The sequence below is a fragment of the Actinocorallia sp. A-T 12471 genome, from assembly GCF_033875155.1.
Taxonomy (GTDB): Bacteria; Actinomycetota; Actinomycetes; order Streptosporangiales; family Streptosporangiaceae; genus Actinocorallia.
In genome coordinates this window covers 545,632-569,296 of record NZ_JAWZTE010000003.1, presented here as the reverse complement: position 1 = coordinate 569,296, position 23,665 = coordinate 545,632, and the positions used below count along the sequence as shown (strand labels likewise).

The following is a 23,665-nucleotide window of genomic DNA, read 5'->3' as shown; positions in this document are numbered from 1 at the left end:
CATGCGTTATCTGACGTACTTATGCCGGTTTCTGTAACAATGCGCGGTACATGATCGTTACGGGGGAGGGTGTCCGTGCTGCTCGGCCGTGACCGTGAGCTGGCCGAGGTCGGCGCGCTCATCGCGGGGGTCACCGGCCGGGGCGGCGCGCTCGTGGTGCGGGGGCCGTCGGGGATAGGCAAGTCGGCGCTCTTGGCGGCCGCAAGCGCGCTTGCCGAAGCCCATGACGTCGCAGTGACGGGCGTCTCAGGGGTGCAGAGCGAGACACATCTCCCCTTCGCCGGACTGCACCAGCTGCTGCAACCGCACCTCGACGCGCTCGACCGGCTCCCGGTACGGCAGCGTCAGGCGCTGCTCGGCGCGTTCGGGCTCGGCGAGGCCGTCGCGCCCGAGCCGTTCCTTATCGCGCTCGCGGTGCTCAACCTGCTCGGCGAGGCCGCAGACGGCGGCCCGATGCTCGTCGCGGTGGACGACGTCCAGTGGCTCGACGCCCCGACGATCGAGACGCTCGGGTTCGTCGCGCGGCGGCTGCGCTCCGAGCCGATCGTGCTGCTCCTGGCGGTACGCGACGGCCACCCGACCGGCATCGACGTGAGCGCCCTGCCAGAACTCCACCTCGCCGGACTCGACCCCGACGCGTCCGAGGCGCTGCTCGACGCGCGCGCCCCCGACCTCAGCGTCGGCCTGCGCTGGCGGGTCCTGGCGGAGGCGGCGGGCAATCCGCTCGCGCTCGTCGAGCTGCCCGTCGCGTTGACGTCGGGGTCGGTGACCGGCGAGTTCCTGCCGCTCACCGCGCGGTTGGAGAAGGCGTTCGCCGTCCGGCTCGCCGAGATGCCCGAGCCCACCCGCGCGTTGCTTCTGGCGGCCGCCGCCAACGACGGCCACGCGCTCGCCGAGGCGTTCGCCGCCGCCCACGCGGCGCACCCCTCCCCGGACGCGCTGCGCCCGGCCGTCGAGGCGGGCCTCGTCGCCGTCGACGGCCCCGCGCTCAGGTTCCGGCACCCGCTGGTCCGCTCGGCCGTCTACCACCGCGCCCCGCACGCCGACCGCAGGGCGGTGCACGCCGCGCTCGCCGACGTGCACGCCGCGAGCCCCGACCGCCGCGCCTGGCACCTCGCCGCCGCGCTCGACCGGCCGGACGAGGCTGTCGCGCGCGAGCTCGAGGAGGTCGCCGCGCGGGCGCGGCGGCGCGGCGCGATCACCGTCGCGGTCGCCGCGCTGCGCAGGGCCGCCGAGGTCGGGGCCGATCCCGGGCTGCGCGCGGAACGGCTGCTGCGCGCCGCCGAACTCGCCTTCGAGCTGGGCAGGGTCGACCAGGTCGCCGAGCTGCTCGTGCTCGTCGAGCCCGCCGTGCACGGCCAGCCGCAGCGGGCCAGGCTCGCCTGGCTCCAGGAGGTCCTCGAGGAGGGCAGGACGGTCGGGCCGGTCCGGATCAGACAGCTGATCACGACGATCGAGGCCGCCGCGCGGGCGGGCGACCGGGCGCTCGCGCTCAACCTCGTGCGCGCGGCCGCGATCCGCAGCTGGTGGGCCGACCCGGGCTGGGAGCTGCGCAGACGCATCGTCCAGCTCGCCGAGGGCCTCGCCGAAGGCGACGACGACCCCGTCCTGATCCTCGCGATGGCGACCGCCGCGCCGATCGAGTACGGCCCGATCGCCCTGGAACGCCTCACCAGGTTGCAGGGCGTCCCCATGGACGGGGCCATCGCGCGGCTCGCCGCGGTCGCCGCCACCACGGTCGGCGCACACGACATCGGCGCCGGCTTCATCGACGCCGCCATCGCCGACCTGCGCGCCGAGGGAAGGCTCGGCGTGCTCACCCAGGCGCTGGTCACCCAGGCGTGCGTCCATCTGTTCTGCGGCGACAGGCAGAGCGCGCTGCTGTCGGCCGAGGAGGGCCAGCGCCTCGCCGCCGAGACGGCACAGCCGCGCTGGCACGCCTCCGCGCTCGCGGTCAGGGCGATGCTCGCGGGCATGCGCGGAGAGGAGGAGCAGGGGGTGGCGCTCGCGGTCGAGGGCGAACTCGTGCTCGGGACCGTCGCGGTCGGCTCGGTCGCGGCGATGCTCCAGCACGCGCGCGGGATCGTCGCGCTGTGCGCGGGCCAGCACGACGAGGCGTTCGCGCGGCTGTGGCGGGTCTTCGACCCCGCCGACGTCGCCTACCACCCGGTGTGGCGGCACTGGCTCGTCAGCGAGTTCGTGGAGGCCGCCGTGCTCGCGGGCGAGCGGGAGACCGCCGTGCGCGTCATGGCGGAGATCGAGGAGGCGGGCCGCAAGACGCCCGCGCCGCTGCTGCACGTCGGCCTCAGGCACGCCCGCGCGCTGCTCGCCCCCGACGACGAGGCCGAAGCCCTCTACCGCACGGCCCTCGACGCCGATCTGACGCCCTGGCCCACCTCGCGGGCCCGTCTTCTGCTGTCGTACGGCACATGGCTGCGCCGCCGTCGCCGCATCCTCGACGCCCGCGGCCCGCTGCGCGCCGCCCGCGACGCGCTCGACGCCCTCGGCCACCTCGCGCTCAGCGAGAAGGCGCGCACGGAGCTGCGCGCCTCGGGCGAGGCGAGCGACCTGCGCGTCCCGTCGACCGCCGACGCGCTCACCCCGCAGGAGCTGCACATCGCGCGCCTCGCCGCCGCGGGGCTCACCAACCGGGAGATCGGGCAGCAGCTCTACCTGTCGCACCGGACCGTCAGCACCCACCTGTACCGGCTGTTCCCCAAGCTCGGCATCACCGCACGGGCGCAGCTGCGCGACGCGCTCGGCGACGATCAAGGTACGTCACCCTACTGATACCGCGCGGGCAGGTCCGCGCCGTACTTTCCCGGTATGGGATCACCCGGCGAGGAAGTCGAGCACGATGGCGTTCCACTGCTCCTGGTGGGTCGCCGACGCGCCGTGCGGCGCGCCGGGGATCGTCGTGAGGACGCTGCCCGCGACCGCCCCCGCCACCCTGCCGCCGCCTTCGTCGGGCGGCACGAACGCGTCGTCCTCGCCGACCACGATCAGGACGGGCAGGGCGAGCCGCGCGAGATCGTCGGACGGGTCGGCCTCGCTCCACGCGGTGAGCGCGTCGGCTATCGCCTTGGGGGAGGAGTCCTCGGCGGAGCGCAGCAGGTACCTGCGGGTGGGCTCGTCAAGCGCGTCCTGGCCGTCGACGGCGAAGTACCTGCGGGTGAGGTCGTCAAGCATGGGGACGCGGTGCCGCTCGGCGGCGGCCCGCAGCTCGGCGGCCAGCGGATCGGCGAACACGACGGGCCCGGCGAGCACGAGCCGGGACGCCCTTCCGGAGCCGACGGCGTAGCGGATCGCCTCGGCGCAGCCCGTCGAGAACGCGACGAGGGCGGGCGCGGTGAGGCCGAGATGGTCGACGAGGTCCGCGAGGTCGGCGGCGGCCGTCGCCGGGTCGTGGCCCAGCCAGGGCCGGTCGGAGCAGCCGAAGCCGCGCCTGTCATACGTCACCACCCGGTGCCCCGCCGCGACGAACGCGGCGACCTGCGGCTCCCAGAGGCGCTGGGTCAACGGCCACCCCGCGACGAGCACGACCGGCGGACCCTCGCCCACGTCCTCGTAGCAGAGGCTGACACGGCTTCCCGTCGTGAATCGCGGCACCCGGCAAGCATGGCGGCCCGCGCGGGCCTGGCAATCGGTCAGATGACTGCATCAGGGGAGTGACGATGGACATCATCGGGCGCGAGCGCGAACTCGAGGCGCTGCGGCAGGCGATCGACCGGGCGCCCGGGGCCCTGCCGAACGTCGTGCTGCACGGCGACCCCGGCGTAGGCAAGTCGGTGCTCTTGACCGCCGGTATCGGCTACGCGCGCGAACGCGGGCTGCGGGTCGTGGGCGGCAGCGGGTTCGAGAGCGAGGCGCAGCTCGCGTTCGCCGGGCTGCACCAGCTGTTCGCACCCGTCATGGCGTACCTGGACAAGGTCGAGCCCTTCCACCGGGACACGCTGCGCAGGGTCCTCGGCATGTCCGAGGGTCCGACGCCCGACCGGCTCGCGGTGTCGGTCGCGTCCCTGGCGGTCATGGCGCGGGTCGCCGAGGACGGCCCGGTCCTCATCGCCGTCGAGGACGCGCACTGGGTGGACGTGCCGACCCGCGAGGTCATGATGTTCATCCTGCTCAGGCTGCACCCCTACGACCTGCGGGCGATCTTCGCGCGCAGGCCGCTCACCGCGACCGAGCGGGTCACCCCCGGCATCAACATGATCGAGGTCCATCCGCTTGACGAGGAGGCGTCCGGGCGGCTGCTCGATCTCCTGCACCCCGATCTGCCGCCGTCCGTGCGCGCGCGGGTGCTCGAAGAGGCGGCGGGCAACCCCCTGGCGATCACCGAGCTGCCGCAGAGCTCGGCCGGGGTGGAGATGCTGCCCGCGGGGACGCCGCTGCGCACCCGTCTGGAGACCGGGTTCGCCGGCCGGCTCCTTCAGCTCGACCCGCACGTCCGCGAGACGCTGCTGGTCGCCGCGCTCGACGGCGACCGCCTGGAACACCGGGCCGAGCTGACCCCGTACGAGCTCATCGAGGTCGAGCGCGCGGGACTCGTCACCCGCGACTCGACCCCCTCGGGACTGCGGTTCAGGCATCCGCTGGTCAGGTCGGCGATCATGAAGACCGCGTCGCCGGAGGAGACCCGCGGCGCGCACGCCACCCTCGCCGAGCAGCACCGCGCCGACCCTGAGCTGCGCATGTGGCACCTCGCGGCGGCGACGGTCGAGCCCGACGAGGCGGTCGCCGCCGAGATCGAGAAGGCCGCGATCTCGGTGAGCCTGCGCGGCGGCAGCGGCCTCGCCGTCAAGGCCATCCAGCGCGCGGCCGAGCTCACCCCCGACCCCTCCGCCCGCGCGCTGAGGCTCGGCAACGCCGCCGAGCTCGCGGGGGAGTCCGGCCAGCTCGACCTCGCCCAGCGGCTCCTCGACGAGGCGCGCCGCCACCTGCGCGACCCGTCGCGCGCGCTCGCCCTGCGCGCCCAGATCCTCATGCTCCGCGACGGCGACCTCGACGCGGCACGCCGCCTCCTGCGCGGCTCACCGGGCGCGGGCCCCCTCGTCCGCGTCATGGCCGCGTCCTACGCGCAGGACCCCGCCGAATGGGCCGAGGTCGGCGGCGACCTCGCGGGCTGCGACGACGAGCACGCCAAGCTCCTGCACGACGTCTTCCTCGGCAAAGGGTCGGCCGCGCGGGTGCGTTCGGCGTTCGGTGACCTGCCGGAGGATGCCCCGCCGGGCCGTGTCGCGGCGCTCTGTCGCGCGGCGACCTGGCTCGACCTGCTGTCCGAGTATCGGCCGCGCATCCGGGCGCTGACCGAGGGGGAGGCCGGGCAGGGCGCGGTCACCCACGCCGCGAGCGGCTTCTGGCTCGCCGCCCACGACCACTTCATCGCGGGCCGGTGGGACGACGCGGAGACCGCCGCCAACGCCGGGCTCGACCTGTGCGTCAGGCACGACCTCGAACTGCTCGCGCACGACCTGCGCTGCGGGCTCGGCTGGGTCGCCGCCGCGCGCGGCGACACCGAGAGCGTCAGGGAGTACAGCAGGACGGTCGAGCAGTGGGCCGCGCCGCGCGGCAGCCGGCTGCACCTGTCGCTGTCCGCGCGCAACCTCGCGCTCGCCGCGATGGCGCACGGCGACTACGAGGGCGCGTTCGCCTACTGGAGCGAGGTAGGCCCGCCCGGCGCGTTCCCGCCGCACGCCGCGTTCGCGCCCTTCGCGGTGTTCGACCTCGTGGAGTCGGCGGCGCGCTCGGGCCGGGCCGCCGAGGCGCGGGCGCACGCCGAGGCCGCGACGGTCCTCGCCGACCGCGCGCCGAGGGTGCGGCTGCACGTCCTCGCCGCGAGCGCGCTGGTCGCCCCCGACGAAGAGGCCGTCGCATTGTTCAAGAACGCGCTCGCGCTCCCGCGCATCGAGCGCTGGCCGTTCGACCACGCGCGGGTGCGGCTCGCGCTCGGCGAGCTGCACCGCCGCCGCCTCCAGCCCGGCGAGGCACGGCCCGAGCTGCGCCGCGCCGCCGACCTCTTCGCCGCGCTTGGCGCGACGGTCTGGCAGCGCCGCGCGGAACAGGAGCTGCGGGCCACCGGCGTCGCGGTGTCCCGGCGGCAGGGCGCGGCGCACGGGCTGACGCCGCAGCAGCTCGAGGTCGCCGAACTCGCCGCGTCGGGCCTGAGCAACAAGGAGATCGGCGAGCGCATGTTCCTGTCCGCGCGGACCATCAGCGCCCATCTCTACCGGATCTTCCCCAAACTCGGCATCACCTCGCGCGCCGCGCTCCGCGACGCCCTCGACGCGCTCGACGACTGAGCCGTCCGCGTCGCCCGGCTACCGTCGGGGGTTCTTGGCGAAGCCACGGGCGCGGCGTGAGGAACGCGCGGGGTAGGACGCCGGTATGGGGAACAGCATGCGGGCGGTCGCCTACACGCGCAGCCTTCCGGTCGAGGACCCTGACTGCCTCGTCGACGTCGCACTGCCCGTGCCGAAGCCGGGGCCGCGCGACCTGCTCGTGCGGATCGAGGCAGTCGCGGTGAACCCCGTCGACGCCAAGACCCGCCTGCGCGACGACCCGGGCGGCGTACCCCGCGTCCTCGGCTACGACGCGGCAGGGACCGTCGTGGAGGTCGGCGACGCCGTCGAGCTGTTCGCGCCGGGCGACGAGGTCTACTACGCGGGCGCGCGGAACCGGCAGGGCGCGGACGCGGAGTTCCACGCGGTGGACGAGCGCCTGGTGGGCCGCAAACCCGAGACGCTCTCGTTCACCGAGGCCGCCGCGCTGCCCCTGACGTCGCTCACCGCGTGGGAAGGGCTGTTCGAACGGCTCGGGATCGCCGAGGGCAGCGGGCCGGGCGCGCTGCTGGTCACCGCGGCGGCGGGCGGCGTCGGCGCGATGGTCGCGCAGCTCGCGCGGCGGCGCACCGGCCTCACCGTGATCGGCACCGCGTCGCGCCCGGAGACCGTCGCGTTCGCCCGCGAGATGGGCTGCCACCACGTCGTGAACCACCACGAACCGCTCGTCCCGCAGCTGCACGACCTCGCCCCCGACGGCCTCGCCTACGTGTTCAGCACCGTGGGGACCGCGCGGAATCTGCCCGCGTATGCCGAGACGCTCCGCCCGTTCGGCGCGATCGTCGCCATCGACGACGACGCCACGCTGCCGCTCGGCGTCCTCAAGCCCAAGAGCGTCGCCTTCCACTGGGAGCTGATGTTCACCCGATCCCAGTTCCAGACCGCCGACCGCGCCCTACAGGGCCACTACCTGACCCGGGTCTCCCACCTGGTGGACGAGGGCGTCCTGGTGACGACCGCGCGCCGCGACCTCGGCCCGCTCACCGCCGCCTCCCTGCGCGAGGCGCACCGGATTCAGGAGTCCGGCGCGTCCATCGGCAAGACGACCCTCACCGGGTTCCCTTAGGCGGCCGTACTAGCCCCCGAAAGGCGGCCCGGAGGGTGGGTTGTACCGGCGCGCCCAAGCGCGGAGCGCGTACGCGCTGGCCAGCAGGACCGCCGAGACGACGAACCACGGCCAGTCGCCGGGCCCGTCGTACTGGTAGATCCCGACGATGAGCACGATCATGGACGCCCAGAACAGGACGGCTCCGACGATGGTCGACCAGTGCACTGCGCCCACCCCCTCACCCCCAGCTTAGGCATCCCTCCCATCCGGGGGCGAGGGCGGGTGCCCGCGACGGCCCAGGCTCGCGGTGCGCCGGGGCCGTCGCGGGAGGTGTCAGCGGAGCCAGACCGCCGTGTCCTGCGGCAGGACGCCGTCGGGGACCGGCGCGCTGGACAGCAGGACCTCGCCGGTGAAGGGGATCGCCTCCGAGCCCAGGTTGACCAGGCAGGTGACGCCGGACTCGCGGGTGAACGCCAGGACGTCCTCGCCGAGGTCGAGCCAGGTGAGGGTCCCGTCGCCCAGCAGCTCGCGGCGCAGCCGCAGGGCCGTGCGGTACAGGGCGAGCACCGAGTCGGGGTCCGCGCGCTGCGCCTCGACCGTGAGGTTCTTCCACTCCGGCGGCTGCGGCAGCCACGGCGTCCCGCCGAACCCGAACGGCGGCGCGTCGCCCGACCACGGCAGCGGGACGCGGCAGCCGTCACGGCCCCGGTCGGTGTGCCCGGAACGGGTCCAGATCGGGTCGTCGAGCACCTCGTCCGGCAGGTCCTCGACCTCGGGAAGGCCGAGCTCCTCACCCTGGTACACGTACACGCTGCCGGGCAGCGCCAGCGCCAGCAGCGCCGCCGCGCGCGCCCTGCGCAGGCCGAGCGCGGGGTCGGTCGGCCGCCCGTGGCCACGGTCGGCGTGGTCGAACGACGTGTCCTCCCGCCCGTACCTGGTGACGGGCCTCGTCACGTCGTGGTTCGACAGCACCCACGTCGCGGGGGCGTCGCCGAGCGTGGCGAAGGTGTCGTCGATGACCGCGCGCAGTGAGGGAGCGTTCCAGGGCGCGCCGAGGAACGGGAAGTTGAACACCGTGTGCAGCTCGTCGGGCCGCAGGTAGCGGGCCAGACGCTCGGCGTCCGGCAGCCACACCTCGCCGATCAGCATCCGGCCCTCGTAGGTGTCGGTGAGGGCACGCCACGCGCGGTAGATGTCGTGGCAGCCGTCCCGGTCGGTGTACGGGTCGAGGCCGTCCGGCGCGGCGTCCGGGTCCTTGACGAGCACGGCCGCGGAGTCGATCCGGATGCCGTCGACGCCACGGTCGAACCAGAACCGCAGCACGTCGAGGAAGTCGGCGTGCACGTCGGGGTGGGTCCAGTTGAAGTCGGGCTGCTCGGGCGCGAACAGGTGCAGGTACCACTCCCCGTCCGGGACCTGGGTCCAGGCAGGGCCGCCGAAGATCGACTGCCAGTCGTTCGGCGGCCCTTCGCCCACCCCTGGACGGAACCAGAACCGCGCCCGCTCGGGCGAGCCGGGACCGGCCGCCAGAGCCGCCTTGAACCAGGCGCTCTGGTCGGACGTGTGGTTCGGCACGACGTCCACGATCACCCGGATGCCGCGCTCGTGCGCCTCGGCGATCAGCGCCTCGGCCTCGGCGAGCGTGCCGAACGACGGGTGGATGTCGCGGTAGTCGGCCACGTCGTAGCCGCCGTCGGCCAGCGGCGACGGATACCACGGGTTCAGCCAGATCGCGTCGATCCCGAGGTCGGCCAGATGGCCGAGGCGGGCGCGCAGCCCAGCCAGGTCGCCGACGCCGTCGCCGTTGCCGTCGGCGAAACTGCGCGGGTAGACCTGGTAGATCGCGGCTCCCCGCCACCACGTTTCCGGCATGCTGCCGCCTTCCAATCTGCGAATGCGCATCAGAGGTATGAAGAGGTAGAGGGTCGGGCTCAGCCCTTGAGGCTGCCCGCGGTGAGGCCCGCCATGATGTGCCGCTGGAACGCGAGGAACACCACGATGGTCGGGATGCTCGCGATGACGAGCGCCGCGGTCATCGTCGTCTGCGGCATGTTGAACCGCAGCGAGGCGATGCCGACGCTGATCGTCATCCGTTCCGGGTCGGGCAGCACGAGCAGCGGCCAGACGAAGTCGCGCCACACGTTGGTGACGGTGAGGATGGACACCACGCCGAGGATCGGCCGGGAGATCGGCAGCACCACCGAGCGCAGGATCCGGAACGCCGAGGCCCCGTCGATCTGGGCGGCCTCGATCAGCTCGCGCGGGATGCCGTCGAAGAACCGCTTCAGCAGGAACACCGTGAACCCGTTGGCGACCGTCGGAAGCCAGATGGCCCACGGGGTGTTCAGCAGGTCGAGCTGGAGGAGCGGCAGGTCCTTCACCGTCAGGTAGGCCGGGAGCAGGATCACCGTCGGCGGGATCATCAGCGTCGACAGCATCGCCAGCAGCACGACGTTGCCGAACACCGGGCGCAGCTTCGACAGCGCGTAGGCCGCGGCGACGTCGAACGCCAGCGTGAACGCCAGCGCGCCGAACGCGTACTGGAAGGTGTTCAGCAGGAACTTGCCGAGCCCCATCAGCTCCCACGCCTGCGTGTAGCTCTCCAGCGTCACGCTCGACGGGAAGTAGGTCGGCGGCAGCCGCAGGAACTCCTCCTGCGTCTTCATCGCGCCGGTGACCATCCAGTACAGCGGGAACAGGAACACCAACGTGAACACCACGACCACCAGGACCAGGACGGCCCAGTAGATCCGGCGTCCCCACAGGGTGTTCAGGTGGTGCGGCGAGACGACGGTGCGGTGGTCGGAGCTGAACACCTTGCGCGGACGGCGCGGCCCGCCCGTCTTGGCGGCCGGCGCGGCGGGGGGACGGGTCGCGGTGACGCTCATGACCGCTCCTGGGTGTCGTCGCGCGAGAAGCGCAGGTAGGCGGCGGAGAACACCATGAGGACCAGCATCAGCATGACGCCCATGGCGCTGCCCGCGCCGAAGTCGTCATAGACGAACGCGTACTGGTACATCAGGTAGACGACGCTCATGGTGGCGTCCTCGGGACCGCCTCCGGTGAGCAGGTAGGGCTCGATGAACACCTGCATCGTCGCGATGATCTGGAGCAGGAGCATGACGAGCAGGATCAGCCTGGTCTGCGGGATCGTCACATGCCAGATGCGGCGGAAGAAGCCCGCGCCGTCGAGCTCGGCCGCCTCATACAGCTCGCCCGGGACGCTCTGCAGCGCGGCGAGGTAGATCAGCGTGCCGGTCCCGAGGTTCATCCACGTCGAGACGATGACCAGCGAGATCAGCGCCGTCGAGGACGAGTCGAGCCAGCTCAGCCCCGGCAGCCCGACCAGGCCGAGCACCTGGTTGAACAGGCCGGGCCCCGGGTCGTAGAACCACTTGAACAGCAGCACCGCGACCGCCGGGGGCAGCATCACCGGCAGGTACACCACGAACCTGAGGTAGCCGCGCGCGTGCCGCAGCTCGTTCAGCACGAGCGCGACGACGAACGGGACGACGTACCCGCACAGCAGCGCGAGCAGCGTGTAGACCACCGTGTTGACCCACGCGGTCTGGAAGACCGGGTCGGCGAGGACCGTCCGGTAGTTCTCCAGGCCCACCCACTCGGGCGGGTCGACGAAGTTGTTGTGCTGGAGGCTGAGCACGAACCCCCGGACCATCGGGTACCAGGAGAAGAACGCGAAGCAGATCAGCGCCCCGCTGAGGAACCCGTAGGCTGTGAGGTTCCGGCGGACCGCCAGGCCCCACCGGCTGTGCGAACGGCCCCCTGGGGGCCGTGTGGCGACGGCCATCGTCATCCTTACGTGCGGCCGGAGGCGCCGCCACGACGGCGCCTCCGGCGGTTTCAGGTCAAGCCGGATCGGGTCACTTGGTGCGCGCGAGCAGCGCGTTGACCTTCTTCTCCGCCTCGGTCAGCAGCTCGTCGATGTTGGCGTCCTTGCGGGTGAGGACGGCGGACATCACCGAGTCGAGGATCGCGTAGACGGCCTGCGCGTTCGGGGGCTCGGTCTTCGGCGGGATCACCGCGGAGCCGGTCTCGTAGGCGGCGAAGTTGCCGGGGGGAACCGTGGAGTACTGCTGGCGCAGCTCCTTCTCCTTCTTGCCCGACTCGTTGTCGCCCCACAGGATGTTCTCCGGGATGCCGACGGGCCGGTTGCTCGCCTTGTTGCGCGCGTGGTTGAACTGGCCCTCGCCGACGGTCAGCTCATGGAACGACAGCCACAGGACCGCGGCCTTGATCTGGTCCGGCGTGGCCTTCGGGTTGATCATGTAGCCGTCGCCGCCCAGCAGGGACGACTTGGCCTCCGGCAGCGACGTGGTGCCGAGCTCGTCGGACTTCGCGCCGAAGTTGTTGAACGCCTCGGTGACGACGTCCGGCGCGCCGACCATCATGCCGAGCTTGCCGGACCCGAGAAGGCGCATCAGGTCCTCCCAGCGGTGGCCCTGCTTGGTGCCCATCGAGTTGTCGGTCCAGCGCATGTCCTTCAGCAGCTGCAGGACGTTGCGCGCCTCGGGGGTGTTGAACGCGGCGGTCTTGCCGTCCTCGGAGACGACCGAGCCGCCCTGGCCGTAAAGCAGCGAGGTGAAGTGCCAGCCGCCGGTGTTGGCGGCGCTGTACTCGCCGTAGCCGACGACGCCGTCGCCGAGCGCGGCGATCTTCTTGGCGGCCTCACGGACCTCGGCCCAGGTCGTGGGCGGGGTGTCCGGGTTCAGGCCGGCCTGGCTGAACAGCTTGCGGTTGTAGACGAGGCCCATCGTGTAAGCCTTGCGGGGGAGGCCGTACAGCCTGCCGCCCTCGTCCTGCAGGGTCTGCAGGAACAGCGGGTTGACGTCCTTGACGTTCTGCACGCCGGCCACGTAGTCGGTGATGTCCGCGGCCTGCTTGTTCTTGATGATGCTCTGCGCGTCGGTGTAGTAGACGTAGTACACGTCCTCCATCTGGCCGCCCGCGAGCTTGGCCTGGAACGTCTCGGGGACGATGCAGGGGAACGCGTCCTTGCTGTCGATCGTGATGTTCGGGTACTTCGCCTGGAAGGCCAGCACGTCGGCGTCCCAGTCGGCCCGGAACTCCTTGGCGGTCTTCGGCGGCTGGCAGCCCACCGAGATCGTCACCTTGGTGTTCGGGTCGAGCGGCTTGGCGGCCTCCGCCGCCGCACCGGTCGCTGCGGGCTCGTCCTTCTTGCTGGACTTGACGCCGCACGCGCTTCCGGAAAGAGCGAGGGCCGCGACGGTGAGCAGCGCCGCCGCCTGACGTGATCTCATTCGGGTTCCTCCCTGGGGGGTGATTGCGAGGAACATACAGAGACGGGCATCACATGGCAAGATCCGTGCAGATCTACGCAAATTTGCGACAGTGGACCGCACGAGGTGGATTTTCGCAGGTCACAAGCGTGAAGGCCGCCGACCGGGGTGCGGTCGGCGGCCTTCAGACGCCTGAAATCAGCTCGTCACAATCACGTAACGGGCGAGCGCGCGGGCGCCGTCGAACCGCGCACGACGAGCTCCGGCTCGTACAGCAGCTCCTCGGCCTGGACCGCCCCGCGCTCCATCTGGGACACCAGCATCGTCACCGCGGCCCTGCCCATCGCCTCTATCGGCTGGCGCACCGTGGTGAGCGGCGGGTGCGTGCAGTTGATGAAAGCCGAGTCGTCGAAGCCGACCACCGAGAGGTCTTCTGGAGCCGACAGACCTGCCCTGCGCACCGCGCGGATCGCGCCGAGCGCGAGCACGTCGGACGCGCAGATCACGCCGGTGTAGCCGTCCTCGATGATCCGCGCGGTCACCGAGTGGCCGCCCTCGATCGAGAACATCGCGTGCCTGACCGCCTTCTCGTCCGGGGTGAGGCCGGCCGCCGTCGCGACCGCGCGGAACGCCGCCAGCTTGCGCTGTGACGGGATGTGGTCGACCGGCCCGAGCAGCAGCGCGATCCGCTCGTGCCCGAGCGACGTCAGATGCGTGAACGCCTGCTCGACCGCGACGGCGTCGTCGGTGGACACGCGCGGGAACGCAAGGTCCGGCACCGCGCCGTTGACGAGCACGACCGGAAGTCCCAGCTCCATCAGCCGGAAATAGTGCTCGTGCGGGGAGTCGAGCTCGGCGTAGTGCCCGCCCGCGAACACCATGCCCGACACGTGCTGGTCGACGAGCATGTCCACATAGTCCGACTCCGACAGGCCGCCCGCCGTCCTCGTGCACAGCACGGGGGTGAACCCGCGCTGCGCCAGCGCCCCGCCGATCACCTCGGCGAGCGCGGGGAAGATCGGGTTGCCGAGCTCGGGCAGCACGAGCCCGACGAGTCTCGCCCGCTCCCCGCGCAGCTGCGTGGGCCGCTCGTATCCGAGCACGTCCAACGCGGTCAGTACCGCGGCGCGCGTGGCCTCCGACACCCCGGGCCGTCCGTTGAGCACCCGGCTCACCGTCGCCTCGCTGACCCCGACCTTCTTCGCGACCTCAGCAAGACGCCGCGTCTTGGCCGACTCTCCCGATCCCATCCCGCAAACATAGCCCGAGATCACGCAATTTACCGACAAGATGGCGGCCTTTCCGCCGAAAGACTTGCGGCAATGCCCGAAACCGAACCCCGATCGGTGGGGGTGCCCGGGTCTAGTTGGGGGTGTAAATAACGCCGAGTTGGTCAATTTCGGCCCCGGAGCGGCCGTGGAACGCGGTGATGCGGTGGCCGTCGGGGGCGGTGTGGGTGACGCAGTTCTGGGTGGGCGTGCCGCCGGAGAGCGTGCGGCCCTGGCTCGTGGTGAGGGTGAGGGCGAAGACGCGGGGCTTGAGGAAGTGCAGGCCCTGGCACACCTTCGCGGAGACGACGTGCTCGCCGTTGGCGAGGGTGAGGGTTCTCGCGGTGCCGCCTTGGCCGCCGTGGGCGCGGGTCCGTCCGTCGGTGAAGGTGACGCCCACCTGGTCGACGCGGGAGCCGGCGCGCAGCGTGAACGTCGCGGGGGCGCCGGGGAGGTGGGACACGTCGGTGAAGGGGACGCCGTGGGGGCCGCCGTGCGGGTCGCTGAGCCGGAACGCCTGCGCGGGCGTCCAGGAGAAGGTGGCGGCTATCGGGTGGTGGTCGGAGAGCATCAGGCCGCTCGTGTCCTCGCGGAAGAGCGCGCTGTCGTTGCGGTAGTCGGTGGCGGTCAGCGCGACAGTCGCGTCGCCCCGGTAGAGGATCTTGTCGACGATCTCGCAGGCGTCGGTCGGGGCGGCGTCGTCGCAGGGCAGGGAGGGTGAGCCCTGCGCGGGCGGGACGCCGCCGCGTTCCAACTCGACCCACGCGTCGGTGAGGCCGTGCGCGGCCGCGAACTCGGCGATGCGCTCGTTCGCGCTCGTGTAGCGGGTGTTGGTGTCGCCCATGACGATGACGGCCTTGTCCGCCGAGTACGTCTGGATGTATGAGCCGAGTTGGGCGAGGTTCTTAGCGCGCGCGCTTATGTCGGCGGCCCCTCCGCCCGCGTCAGCGTGCAGGTTGTACACGTCGACATAGACGCCTTCCGCAAGGCGGACGCGCAGGAACGTGAAGCCCTTGGGCGTCAGGCAGTCGGCCGAGTTGATCGCGCAGTCGTTCCACTTGACCCTTGCCAGCTCGCGGAACGGATACGCCGAGACGGTGTTGAGGCCGCTGCCGATGCCCGCGCCGCCGGACGTCGCGGTCCGGTGCGGGTGCCCGTCGGCGGCGTACAGGGCCGCGTGGTAGTTGAAGTCCTCCTGCAAGTTGGCGATCTCGTAAGGCCCGATCCGCTGGCCGATCGCGGTGTGCGCGGCCTTGCGCGGGGTGACCGCGCTGGAGATGATCTCCGGCAGGCCCGCGACGTTGTAGGTGAGGACGTCGAAGGAGCCGCCCTGTGCGGCGGCGGGGGAGTGGACCGCGAGCGCGGTCAGACATGACAGAAGCAGCAGCGGGACCGCGAGCAGCCCTCGGCGCACCAGGTGACCCATGCCACTCATGTCAGAGGACATGAAACTCTTTCGCAAGAGCCCCCGGCCGTCCGGCACCGGCCGCCGTCCCCCGGACACGCCACGGCCGCGGGGTCCGCGGTGCGTACGCGGACCCCGCGGCCGTGGCGGGACCTGACCTCTTACAGGGTCTTCTTCTCCCGGATCGGCTTCCTGTGCTGCTTGGGCTTCTTGTGGTGCTTCGGCCTGTTCTCGTAGTGCTTGGGCGGGCCGTAGTGCTTGTGCCCGTGATGACGCGGCCAGTGGCCGTGCTTCACGAAGCACGGCTTGCCGCCGTGCCAGTGCTTGCCGTGCCAAGGACCGCCATGCCCGCACGGACCACCGTGATGCCACGGCTTGTCATGGCAGCCGACCTGCTGACGCGGCTTCCCGCACGGCCTGTCCTCGCACGACGGACTCCTCGCGATCAGCACCGTCGACGTCGACGGAGACGACTCGACCGTCGTCTGGTCGTCGGCGCGCACCCCCGACGCCGTCGCGGTGTTGACGACCTGGCCCGCGGCCACGTCGGACGCGGTGATCTCATACGAGCCCGAGCACGACGTGAACCCGCCGACGGCGAGGTCGGTCGAGACGCAGGTGACGCCGGTGACGAGCGGGTCGGTGACCGCGACGTCGGTCAGCGCGGTGTCGCCGGTGTTGGTGACGGTGAAGGCGTAGTCGATCGCGTCGCCCTCGCCCAGCGGGCGGGTCGGCGGGATGGCGCGCTTCACCAGGCTGATCGCCGCCTGGGCCTGCGCCTGCGCCTGCGTCGTGCGGTCCTCCTCCCGGACGGCCGGCGTCGGAATCGGGGTGGCGGGCGCGGGCACCGTCGGCGCGGGCGGCGCGGGCGGAGGCTCGGGGTTGAGCACCGGGACCTCGGTGGACGTCTGCCCGGTCGCGACGATCACGTTGCGGATCGCCGGGACCTCGGTGAGCAGGCAGCCGCACCCGGCGAACCCGACGTTGTACAGGTTCGGCACCGCGTTCGGCAGCGGCGTGGTGAGCGCCGTCTGGAACCCTGCCCCGTCCCGCCGGTCGATGTCCACCGAAAGCACCGGCGACGGATTCGACGTCACCGTCACCCGCACCGTCTGATCCCCCGCGTCCGCCGGCAGATAAACCAACGGCGAAGCCACCTCCCCAACCCCCTGCCCCTCCGGCGACACCGGCCCCGGCCCCGCCCCCTGCACCCCCGCCTGCGTCCCGACCTGCCCGGACGCGTGCGCCCCTGCCTGCCCGGCGGCCTGCGTCCCGGTCTGCGCGGACGTGTGGGCCCCGCCCTGCCCGGAAGCCTGCGCCCCGGCCTGCGCGGCGGCGTGGGTCCCCGCCTGCCCCGACACCTGCTTGCCGACCTGCCCGGACGCCTGCGTCTTTGCGGACGCCTGCGTCCCGGCCTGCCCGGAAGCCTGCGCCCCGGCCTGCGCGGCAGCCTGCGTCCCCGTCTGGGCGGACGCCTGCGTTCCCGTCTTCGCGGAGGTCTGTGTGCCGGTCTGACCGGACGTCTGGGTCTTGGAGGTCTGCGTCGCGGTCTGGCTCGATGTCTGCGCCGAGATCGAGCCGTTCGTGGCGGCGGCGTCGAGCCAGCAGTAGCCGCTCGAGCCGTCGCCGGGGTCGGCGACCGAGGCGGGGCGCGGCATCAGCACGACGGTCCCCGCGGGGGACTGCCGCGTGCAGTCGTATCCTTGCTTCTGCCAGTCGCCCAGCGCGCTCAGCGTGTTCCGCGGAGCCTGCTGGACGGGCGCGGCGGACGCGTCAGTCGCGTTGCGTCCGTTGTCCGGCGCGAGGAACAGCGCGACCCCCTCGCCCTTCTTCACGTCGGCTTCGGCGCCGGTCTGCTCGAAGGTGACCCGCACGCCGTCGTCGGCGCGGACCGTCTCCCCGACCAGCACGGCCGCCTCGTCGGAAGCGGCGGCGCCGCTCTCGCCGACCGCGGGTGTTGCGCGTGCCGCCGCCGCTCCAGGAACAGCGACTGCGGAACCGGCCAGCGCGGCTGCTATCGCCACTCGGGCCACTCGACGTCTGTGCACTCTCGGACCTCCCCGTCATGGTCGTGACGGGTGTACCGGTACCCCCCAACCGATCAAGCTCACAACCTCAAACGTCAAGTCTCCCCCACCCCCACCCCCACCCCACCAGAACCCCCCCCAAACCCCCCACCCACCCCACAAGCCCGCCACCACCCACGCGTGCGGGTGTGTGGTGGGGTGCGTGGGCGGGCGGCTGCGCTCGGAACGCTTGCGCGCGGGCTTGGGTGCAGGCGGGTGTGCGGCCGTGCAGGTGAACGGGTGAGGTGCTCCGGTGGTGTGCGCGCAGGGTGCGGGTGCGCGAGCACCAGGTCCCCGCCTCTCCCTCAGACACCCGGAACCTCCCCACCCCCCGCGCGCGTGCGGGTGGGGGTGTTCCAGTGCGGTGCGCTCGGCTTCACGGGGCACGCGGGCACATGGGCGTGCGGGTGCGCGGCACCAGGCCCCACCTCCTCTCCGGCCCGGTACCTTCTCATCCTCACCCCGGCGCGTGTGTGAGAGTGCGCCCGACTTCAGCGGGTGCGTCCTGATCAACGGGCCCACGCCCGCGCCCGAGCGAGTGCGGTGTGCGAGCGCGCGAGGGTGCGCGCGTGGGCTTGGGTGTGGGCGGGTGGGCGGCCGTGTGGGTGGGTGTTCCCGTGGGGTGTGGGCGGGGTGGGGTGCTTTTGTTGGGGTGGGTGGGGTGGGGGTTAGGTGAGGAGGGTGAGGGTTGGTAGGGGGAGGCCCGTGTAGTTTTCGGCTAGGGAGGTGGCGGCGGACTTGGATTCGGTGAGGTGGCGGAGTTGGGAGATTTGGAGGCGGTGGTCGAAGGCGTCGTCGGTGGGGGAGGTGTGCAGCATTGAGGTCATTGCGTATGAGAAGTGTTCGGCGCGCCAGATGCGGCGCAGGGCGCGGGTGGAGTAGGTGTCGAGGTCGGAGGTGTCGCCTGACGTGTATCTGCGGACCAGGGCGGCTGCGAGAAGGGTGACGTCGGCGGCGGCGAGGTTCAGGCCCTTCGCGCCGGTCGGCGGGACGATGTGGGCGGCGTCGCCCGCGAGGAACAGCTGCCCGTGCCGCATCGGCTCGGTGACGAAGCTGCGCATGGGCGTGATGCCCTTCTCGGTGATCGGGCCGGTCTCCAGCTTCCAGTCGCCGTCGATCGCGAAGCGGCGGGCGAGGGAGTTCCAGATCCGGTCGTCGGACCACTCGGCGAGGTCGGTGTCCGGCGGGACCTGCAGGTACAACCGGCTGACCTTCGGCGAGCGCATGCTGTGCAGCGCGAACCCCTCGGGGCTGTGCGCGTAGATGAGCTCGTCGCAGGACGGCGCGACGTCGGCGAGCACACCGAGCCAGGAGAACGGGTACACGCGCTCGAACGTCCGCTTTCCCGCCTCAGGCATCACGCGGCGGCCGACGCCGTGGAACCCGTCGCAGGCCACGACGTACTCGGCGGTGAGGGTGTGCTCGACGCCGCAGTGCTTGTAGGTGATCTGCGGGGATTCACCCTCGATGCCGGAGATGTCGAGCGCTTCGGCCTCGAATGCGAGCGGTGCGTCGGCCGCGAGCCGCAGCGCGATGAGGTCCTTGACGACCTCGGTCTGCGCGTAGACCATCACCGAGCGGCCGGTCAGCGCGGGGAAGTCGATCCGGTGGGACTCGCCCTCGAACCGCAGCTCGATGCCGTCGTGGCGCAGGCCCCTGGCGTCCATTCCGGCCGCGGCTCCGGTGGCGCGCAGCACGTCGACGGTGCCCTGCTCGAGGATCCCGGCGCGCTGCCGCCGCTCCACATAGGCGCGGTCGCGGTTCTCCAGGACGACGGTGTCGACGCCCTTGCGGTGCAGCAGATGCCCGAGCAGCAGCCCGGCAGGACCGGCTCCGATGATCGCGACCTGGGTCCTGGCGGGCACGGGGGCTGACTGGTTCATGAGGTTTCCTCGGCGGAGAGCGCGTCCAGCACCCGCTGGGCGACGGCGAAAGCGGAATTCGCGGCGGGAACGCCGCAGTAAACGGCGGACTGAAGCAGGACTTCCTTGATCTCGTCCGCACTCAGCCCATTGGTGACGGCGGCCCGCACATGCATCGCGAGCTCCTCCTCATGCCCCCGCGCGATCAACGCGGTCAGCGTGATGGCGCTGCGCGTCCGCCGATCAAGGCCAGGCCGAGTCCAGATCTCCCCCCACGCATACCGCGTGATGAACCCCTGAAACTCCCGCGTGAACTCCGTCATCCGCGCATTGGCCCGATCCACGTGCGCATCCCCCAACACCTCCCGCCGCACCCCCATACCCACCGAATACAGCTCATTCCCGACACCCCCCGGCGACGGACTCGCGGCCTTCCGCGAAGACACGCCCGACCGCACCTGCGGGGACGACGCTGCGACGGTCCCTTGCGGCGACGCGGAGGCGTCCGCCTGCGGCGACGGGTCTGCGAGGGGTGCGGAGCTTGCGGGGGCGATGGGCGTGAGTTGGGCGGGGGCCGGGTGGGCGGAGCTCGCGGGAGTGAGGTGGGTGAGGAGGGCGGAGGCCAGGGGGGCGGGGCGGTCGACGGGGGCGAGGTGAGCGGCGGCGGGGAGTTCGAGAAGGGTGGCGCTGGGGATGGCGTCGGCGAGTTCGCGGGCGTGCGGCGACGGGGTCGCCGGGTCGGCCTTCCCGCCGACGATCAGGACCGGGAGGGTGAGGCGGGGCAGCTCCGCGCGGACGTCGTAGGCGGCGAGCGCCTCGCAGCATGCCGCGTAGCCCTCGTCGTCGGCGGCGGCGAGGTCGGCGAGCAGCCGCGCGCCGAGCGGACCCGGCTCGCCCGCGAACCATCGGGACGCGGTCGCCTCGACCATGACGGCTGTGCCGTTCGCCCTGACGTTCGCGGCACGCTCCCGCCACGCGGCGGGCTCGCCGAACCGCGCCGAGGAGCAGACCATCGCCAGCGACACGACACGTTCAGGACGCGTCAGCGCCAGGGACGCGCCGATCGCGCCGCCGATGGACACCCCCGCGTAGTGGAAGGAGTCGAACCCGGCACGGTCGGCGGCCTCCAGGACGAGCGCGGCGAGCGCGTCGATCGTCGTCGCGCCAGGGACGGTCGGGGACTCGCCGTGCCCAGGCAGGTCGAAGCGCAGCACGCGGTGGGCGCGCGTGAGCTCGTCGACCACGCCGTCCCATACGTGCAGTGAGCAGCCCAGGGAGGGCCCGAGGACCAGCGGAACGCCGTTCTCGGGGCCGTCGAGCCGGTAGTTGAGCGTCATGAGTCAGCCTCACGGGTCAGGGCGGCGTCCACGAGGGCGGCGGCCGCGCCGAGGTAGGTGGTGGGGTCGGGGTCGAACGCGGCGACGCCTTCCGGCAGCAGCGCGGCGACGGCGTCGGCCAGCGGCGTCCCGGTCGCGGCGGCGCGCGCCGACGCCTCCTCGAGCAGCGCGCGGGCCCGCTCGCGGCCCAGGGAGCCCGCGAGCTCGGCGGCGGCGCGCTCGGACACGATCAGCCCGTGGGTGAGGTCGAGGTCCGCGCGCATCTTCTCCGGACGCACGACGAGTCCTTCGGCGAGTTCCCGCGCGGCCTCGGCCGCGCCCCCGGCGAGCCGCAGCGCCTCGCGCAGCGGCTGCCACTCGGCGTGCCAGGCCCCCGCGGGCCGCTCGTCCTCGGCGGCCAGCGCCCCGAGCAGCTCAGCCGCGAGCCCGGGCAGCCGCCGCGCCGCCGCGCTGATCAGCGTCGCCCGCACCGGATTGCTCTTGTGCGGCATCGCCGACGACCCGCCCCCGCCGCCCTCAGCGACCTCGGCCACCTCGGTGCGCGCCAACACCAGCACATCAGCCGCCACCTTGCCGAGCGCCCCGCCGACGAACGCGAGCGCCGCCCCCAGATCAGCGACCGGCGTCCGCAGCACATGCCAGGGCAACAACGGCACCTTAAGCCCCACCTCCACCGCATAAACCCCGACCAACCCCCCCACGGGCTCCCCGGGCTCCGTACCCGCGAACGCGCCAGCCGCGCCCGTCACACCCTCGCGCTTCGCATCCGTGACGGCCCCGGGCGCGTCCGTCACACGCCCGCGCTCCGCATCCGTGACGGCTCCGGGCGCGTCCGTCGCACCCCCGCGCTTCGTATCCCCGGCGGCCTCGGGCGCGCCTGTCACATTCCCGTGCTCCGCGTTCGTGACGGCCTCGGGAGCGCCCGTCGCGCCGCCGTGCTCCGCATTGATGACGGCCTCGGACGTGCCTGTCGCGCCTCCGTGCTCTGTATTCGGGGCGTCAAGCGTGCTCACCGGGCCGTCGGAGCCCGAGTGCGGGACTGTGGGGGTGGCGGGTGCGCTTGTTGTGTCGTTGGGGTTCCGGGTGGGGAGGGGGAAGGCGCTGAGGGTGCCTGCCGCGCCGCCGAGTTGTGCGGGGAGGGTGCGCTCGACGGCGCGTAGGCGGGTGTGGGCGTCGAGGACCAGGTGTCGCCAGCCCGCGGCTTTCAGGCCGAATGTCGTCGGTACGGCGTGTTGGGTGAGTGTGCGTCCCGGCATGGGGGTGTTCCGGTGCCTTGCGGCGAGCGCGCGCAGGGTTTCGGCAGTTGCCGTGAGGTCGGTGAGGATGGGTGCGAGGGCTCGCCGCGCCACGAGCATCAGCGCGGTGTCCAGGATGTCCTGGCTTGTCGCGCCCCGGTGGACGTAGGGGGCGGCCTCCGGGCCCACCGCGGCCTTCAGGTCCTTGACGAACGGGATCACCGGGTTGCCGCCCGCGCGGGCGCGCAGGGCGAGGTCCCGGACGTCGAACGCCGCAGGGTCGACCGCGTCCACCGCCTCGGCCGCCGCACGCGGTGCGAGCCCCAGCCGGGCGAGCGCCCGGGTGAGCGCGGCCTCGGCGTCGAGCAGCGCGCGCAGCACCGCGGCGTCGCCGGTGACCGCTTCGACGGCGGTACCCGCGACGACCGGCGACAGCAGGCCGGAGTCCGCCGGATCAGGCGAAGTCAAGGAACACCGTCTCCTCTCCCGCCCCGCCCTGCAGCCGGATGTCGAACCGGTACACCCCGGGCCGCTCCTCCACCGCGACGAGCGTGCGCCGCCGCTCCTCGGGCAGTTCCCCGAAGACGGGATCGGCGGCGAGCGCCGCGGCGTGTTCCGGCAGGTAGATCCGGGTGAACATGTGGTGCAGCAGGCCGCGCGCGAACACGCACACCGACAGATAGGGCGCGCGGCCCTCCCGGTGCGGCCCCGGTGGAAGGGTCCTGACGAACCAGCGGCCCGACGCGTCGGTGGCGATCCGGGCGAACCCGGTGAAGTCGACCCCGTTGCGGCCGACGACCGCCCCGGTCACCGGGTCGCGCCGCAGCGAGCCTGGCGCGCCCTCCAGCGAGCCGCTTTCGTCGGCCTGCCAGATCTCCACGAGCGCGTCCGGCACCGACGTGCCCGCGCCGTCGTAGACGTGCCCGTGCACGGTGATCGTGCCGGGATGCCCGGCCGGGGCGAGTTCCTCGCCTCCTGGGAAGGGCAGCGCGTATCCGTAGAACGGCCCGACGGTCTGCGACGGGGTCGGCTCCAGCGGGGCGGGCGAGGTGCCCATCAGCGTCCCTCCTCGATCCAGGTGGCGGTCGGCCCGTCGAGCACGATGTCCCAGCGGTAGCCGAGCGACCACTCGGGCACAGAAAGGTCATGGTCGTAGGCGGCGACGAGACGGCCGCGCGCCGCCTCGTCAGTCACCGACTGCAGGATCGGGTCGTATGGGAACAGCGGGTCGCCCGGGAAGTACATCTGGGTGATGAGCCGCTGGGTGAAGGCATGCCCGAACAGCGAGAAGTGAATGTGCGCGGGCCGCCACGCGTTGGTGTGGTTCCGCCATGGGTAGGGGCCAGGCTTGATGGTGGTGAAGGAGTAGCGGCCCTCGTCGTCGGTGAGGCAGCGGCCAGCGCCGGTGAAGTGCGGATCGAGCGGGGCCGGGTGGTCGTCGCGCTGATGGGCGTAGCGGCCCGCGGCGTTGGCCTGCCAGATCTCCACGAGCTGGCCCCGGACCGGACGGCCGTCGCGGTCGAGGACCCGGCCGGTGACCGTCATCCGCTCGCCCTGTGGCTCGCCGGTGTGCTGCCGGGTGAGGTCGCTGTCCAGCTCGGTGATGTCGCTGACGCCGAACACCGGCCCCGCGAGCTCGACGGCCTCGGGGTCCTTGACCACGACGAGCGGCTTGACGGGATGCCGCAGCGCGCTGCTGCGGTACGGCGCGTAGCCGCGGTCGGGGTGGGCGAGCCCGGGACGGGAGCCGCCGAGCGCCGCGATCTCGGCGCTGATCTCCGCCTGGGTGGGCGGTTGCGGGGGAGTCACGTCCGGCCTCCTTTCCATGGTTCGGGGGGTGGTTGGGGA

Annotated in this window: 17 protein-coding genes; 3 read left to right on the top strand and 14 right to left on the bottom strand. The window is 72.5% G+C overall.

Annotated elements, in window-relative coordinates:
* Window positions 1–75 precede the first annotated feature (75 nt).
* Window positions 76–2,790, top strand: coding sequence for an AAA family ATPase (locus R9X44_RS11565; RefSeq protein ID WP_319814059.1), 2,715 nt, complete (start codon window positions 76–78; stop codon window positions 2,788–2,790).
* 42 nt (window positions 2,791–2,832) lie between these two features.
* Here R9X44_RS11565 and R9X44_RS11560 read toward each other — a convergent pair whose 3' ends face one another.
* Entirely contained in the window at window positions 2,833–3,609 is a 777-nt protein-coding gene (locus R9X44_RS11560; RefSeq protein WP_319814058.1) for an alpha/beta hydrolase, read from the bottom strand.
* 65 nt (window positions 3,610–3,674) lie between these two features.
* On the opposite strand from R9X44_RS11560, the gene R9X44_RS11555 reads away from it, so the two are divergent.
* Together R9X44_RS11555 and R9X44_RS11550 are read left to right on the top strand one after the other, a co-directional pair.
* Window positions 3,675–6,299: an AAA family ATPase gene (locus R9X44_RS11555; RefSeq protein ID WP_319814057.1), complete on the top strand. Its 2,625-nt coding sequence runs from the start codon at window positions 3,675–3,677 to the stop codon at window positions 6,297–6,299.
* 85 nt (window positions 6,300–6,384) lie between these two features.
* On the top strand, window positions 6,385–7,404 hold the full coding sequence (locus tag R9X44_RS11550; protein ID WP_319814056.1) for a zinc-binding alcohol dehydrogenase family protein: 1,020 nt from the start codon (window positions 6,385–6,387) through the stop codon (window positions 7,402–7,404).
* A 9-nt stretch (window positions 7,405–7,413) separates the two neighbouring features.
* Here R9X44_RS11550 and R9X44_RS11545 read toward each other — a convergent pair whose 3' ends face one another.
* The 13 genes from R9X44_RS11545 to pcaH all read right to left on the bottom strand — a co-directional run bounded on the left by R9X44_RS11545 (window position 7,414) and on the right by pcaH (window position 23,644).
* Window positions 7,414–7,620 (bottom strand): hypothetical protein, encoded by a 207-nt coding sequence (locus tag R9X44_RS11545; RefSeq protein ID WP_319814055.1) that lies wholly within the window; start codon window positions 7,618–7,620, stop codon window positions 7,414–7,416.
* A 99-nt stretch (window positions 7,621–7,719) separates the two neighbouring features.
* Entirely contained in the window at window positions 7,720–9,258 is a 1,539-nt protein-coding gene (locus tag R9X44_RS11540; RefSeq protein ID WP_319814054.1) for an alpha-amylase family glycosyl hydrolase, read from the bottom strand.
* Window positions 9,259–9,317: 59 nt separating this feature from the next.
* Entirely contained in the window at window positions 9,318–10,274 is a 957-nt protein-coding gene (locus tag R9X44_RS11535) for a carbohydrate ABC transporter permease (protein WP_319814053.1), read from the bottom strand.
* A complete protein-coding gene (locus R9X44_RS11530; RefSeq protein ID WP_319814052.1) occupies window positions 10,271–11,194 on the bottom strand; it encodes a sugar ABC transporter permease in 924 nt (307 codons plus the stop codon). The genes R9X44_RS11535 and R9X44_RS11530 overlap by 4 nt, the downstream gene beginning before the upstream one ends.
* A gap of 73 nt (window positions 11,195–11,267) precedes the next feature.
* The gene (locus tag R9X44_RS11525; protein ID WP_319814051.1) at window positions 11,268–12,665 is read right to left on the bottom strand and encodes an extracellular solute-binding protein; all 1,398 of its coding nucleotides are present in this window, start codon (window positions 12,663–12,665) and stop codon (window positions 11,268–11,270) included.
* 191 nt (window positions 12,666–12,856) lie between these two features.
* Entirely contained in the window at window positions 12,857–13,894 is a 1,038-nt protein-coding gene (locus tag R9X44_RS11520; protein ID WP_319814050.1) for a LacI family DNA-binding transcriptional regulator, read from the bottom strand.
* A 112-nt stretch (window positions 13,895–14,006) separates the two neighbouring features.
* Window positions 14,007–15,338: a jacalin-like lectin gene (locus tag R9X44_RS11515; RefSeq protein WP_319814049.1), complete on the bottom strand. Its 1,332-nt coding sequence runs from the start codon at window positions 15,336–15,338 to the stop codon at window positions 14,007–14,009.
* A gap of 140 nt (window positions 15,339–15,478) precedes the next feature.
* Window positions 15,479–17,341: a hypothetical protein gene (locus tag R9X44_RS11510; RefSeq protein WP_319814048.1), complete on the bottom strand. Its 1,863-nt coding sequence runs from the start codon at window positions 17,339–17,341 to the stop codon at window positions 15,479–15,481.
* A 710-nt stretch (window positions 17,342–18,051) separates the two neighbouring features.
* Window positions 18,052–19,266, bottom strand: a complete 1,215-nt coding sequence (locus R9X44_RS11505) for a 4-hydroxybenzoate 3-monooxygenase (RefSeq protein WP_319814047.1) — start codon at window positions 19,264–19,266, stop codon at window positions 18,052–18,054.
* A complete protein-coding gene (gene pcaC, locus R9X44_RS11500) occupies window positions 19,263–20,582 on the bottom strand; it encodes a 4-carboxymuconolactone decarboxylase (protein ID WP_319814046.1) in 1,320 nt (439 codons plus the stop codon). The genes R9X44_RS11505 and pcaC overlap by 4 nt, the downstream gene beginning before the upstream one ends.
* Complete coding sequence (locus R9X44_RS11495) at window positions 20,579–22,285, bottom strand: lyase family protein (protein ID WP_319814045.1); 1,707 nt, start codon at window positions 22,283–22,285, stop codon at window positions 20,579–20,581. The genes pcaC and R9X44_RS11495 overlap by 4 nt, the downstream gene beginning before the upstream one ends.
* Entirely contained in the window at window positions 22,272–22,874 is a 603-nt protein-coding gene (gene pcaG / locus R9X44_RS11490; RefSeq protein WP_319814044.1) for a protocatechuate 3,4-dioxygenase subunit alpha, read from the bottom strand. Before pcaG ends, R9X44_RS11495 begins: the two co-directional genes overlap by 14 nt.
* The gene (gene pcaH / locus R9X44_RS11485; RefSeq protein ID WP_413774931.1) at window positions 22,874–23,644 is read right to left on the bottom strand and encodes a protocatechuate 3,4-dioxygenase subunit beta; all 771 of its coding nucleotides are present in this window, start codon (window positions 23,642–23,644) and stop codon (window positions 22,874–22,876) included. Before pcaH ends, pcaG begins: the two co-directional genes overlap by 1 nt.
* Between the last annotated feature and the right edge of the window lie 21 nt (window positions 23,645–23,665).

What these genes read in the sequence shown, in the direction of transcription:
- R9X44_RS11555 (WP_319814057.1), top strand. Translation starts at nt 3,675, where the DNA reads ATGGACATCATCGGGCGCGAGCGCGAACTCGAGGCGCTGCGGCAGGCG.
- R9X44_RS11550 (WP_319814056.1), top strand. Translation starts at nt 6,385, where the DNA reads ATGGGGAACAGCATGCGGGCGGTCGCCTACACGCGCAGCCTTCCGGTC.
- R9X44_RS11540 (WP_319814054.1), bottom strand. Translation starts at nt 9,258, where the DNA reads ATGCCGGAAACGTGGTGGCGGGGAGCCGCGATCTACCAGGTCTACCCG.
- R9X44_RS11535 (WP_319814053.1), bottom strand. Translation starts at nt 10,274, where the DNA reads ATGAGCGTCACCGCGACCCGTCCCCCCGCCGCGCCGGCCGCCAAGACG.
- R9X44_RS11530 (WP_319814052.1), bottom strand. Translation starts at nt 11,194, where the DNA reads ATGGCCGTCGCCACACGGCCCCCAGGGGGCCGTTCGCACAGCCGGTGG.
- R9X44_RS11525 (WP_319814051.1), bottom strand. Translation starts at nt 12,665, where the DNA reads ATGAGATCACGTCAGGCGGCGGCGCTGCTCACCGTCGCGGCCCTCGCT.
- R9X44_RS11520 (WP_319814050.1), bottom strand. Translation starts at nt 13,894, where the DNA reads ATGGGATCGGGAGAGTCGGCCAAGACGCGGCGTCTTGCTGAGGTCGCG.
- R9X44_RS11515 (WP_319814049.1), bottom strand. Translation starts at nt 15,338, where the DNA reads ATGGGTCACCTGGTGCGCCGAGGGCTGCTCGCGGTCCCGCTGCTGCTT.
- R9X44_RS11505 (WP_319814047.1), bottom strand. Translation starts at nt 19,266, where the DNA reads ATGAACCAGTCAGCCCCCGTGCCCGCCAGGACCCAGGTCGCGATCATC.
- pcaC (WP_319814046.1), bottom strand. Translation starts at nt 20,582, where the DNA reads ATGACGCTCAACTACCGGCTCGACGGCCCCGAGAACGGCGTTCCGCTG.
- pcaG (WP_319814044.1), bottom strand. Translation starts at nt 22,874, where the DNA reads ATGGGCACCTCGCCCGCCCCGCTGGAGCCGACCCCGTCGCAGACCGTC.
- pcaH (WP_413774931.1), bottom strand. Translation starts at nt 23,644, where the DNA reads ATGGAAAGGAGGCCGGACGTGACTCCCCCGCAACCGCCCACCCAGGCG.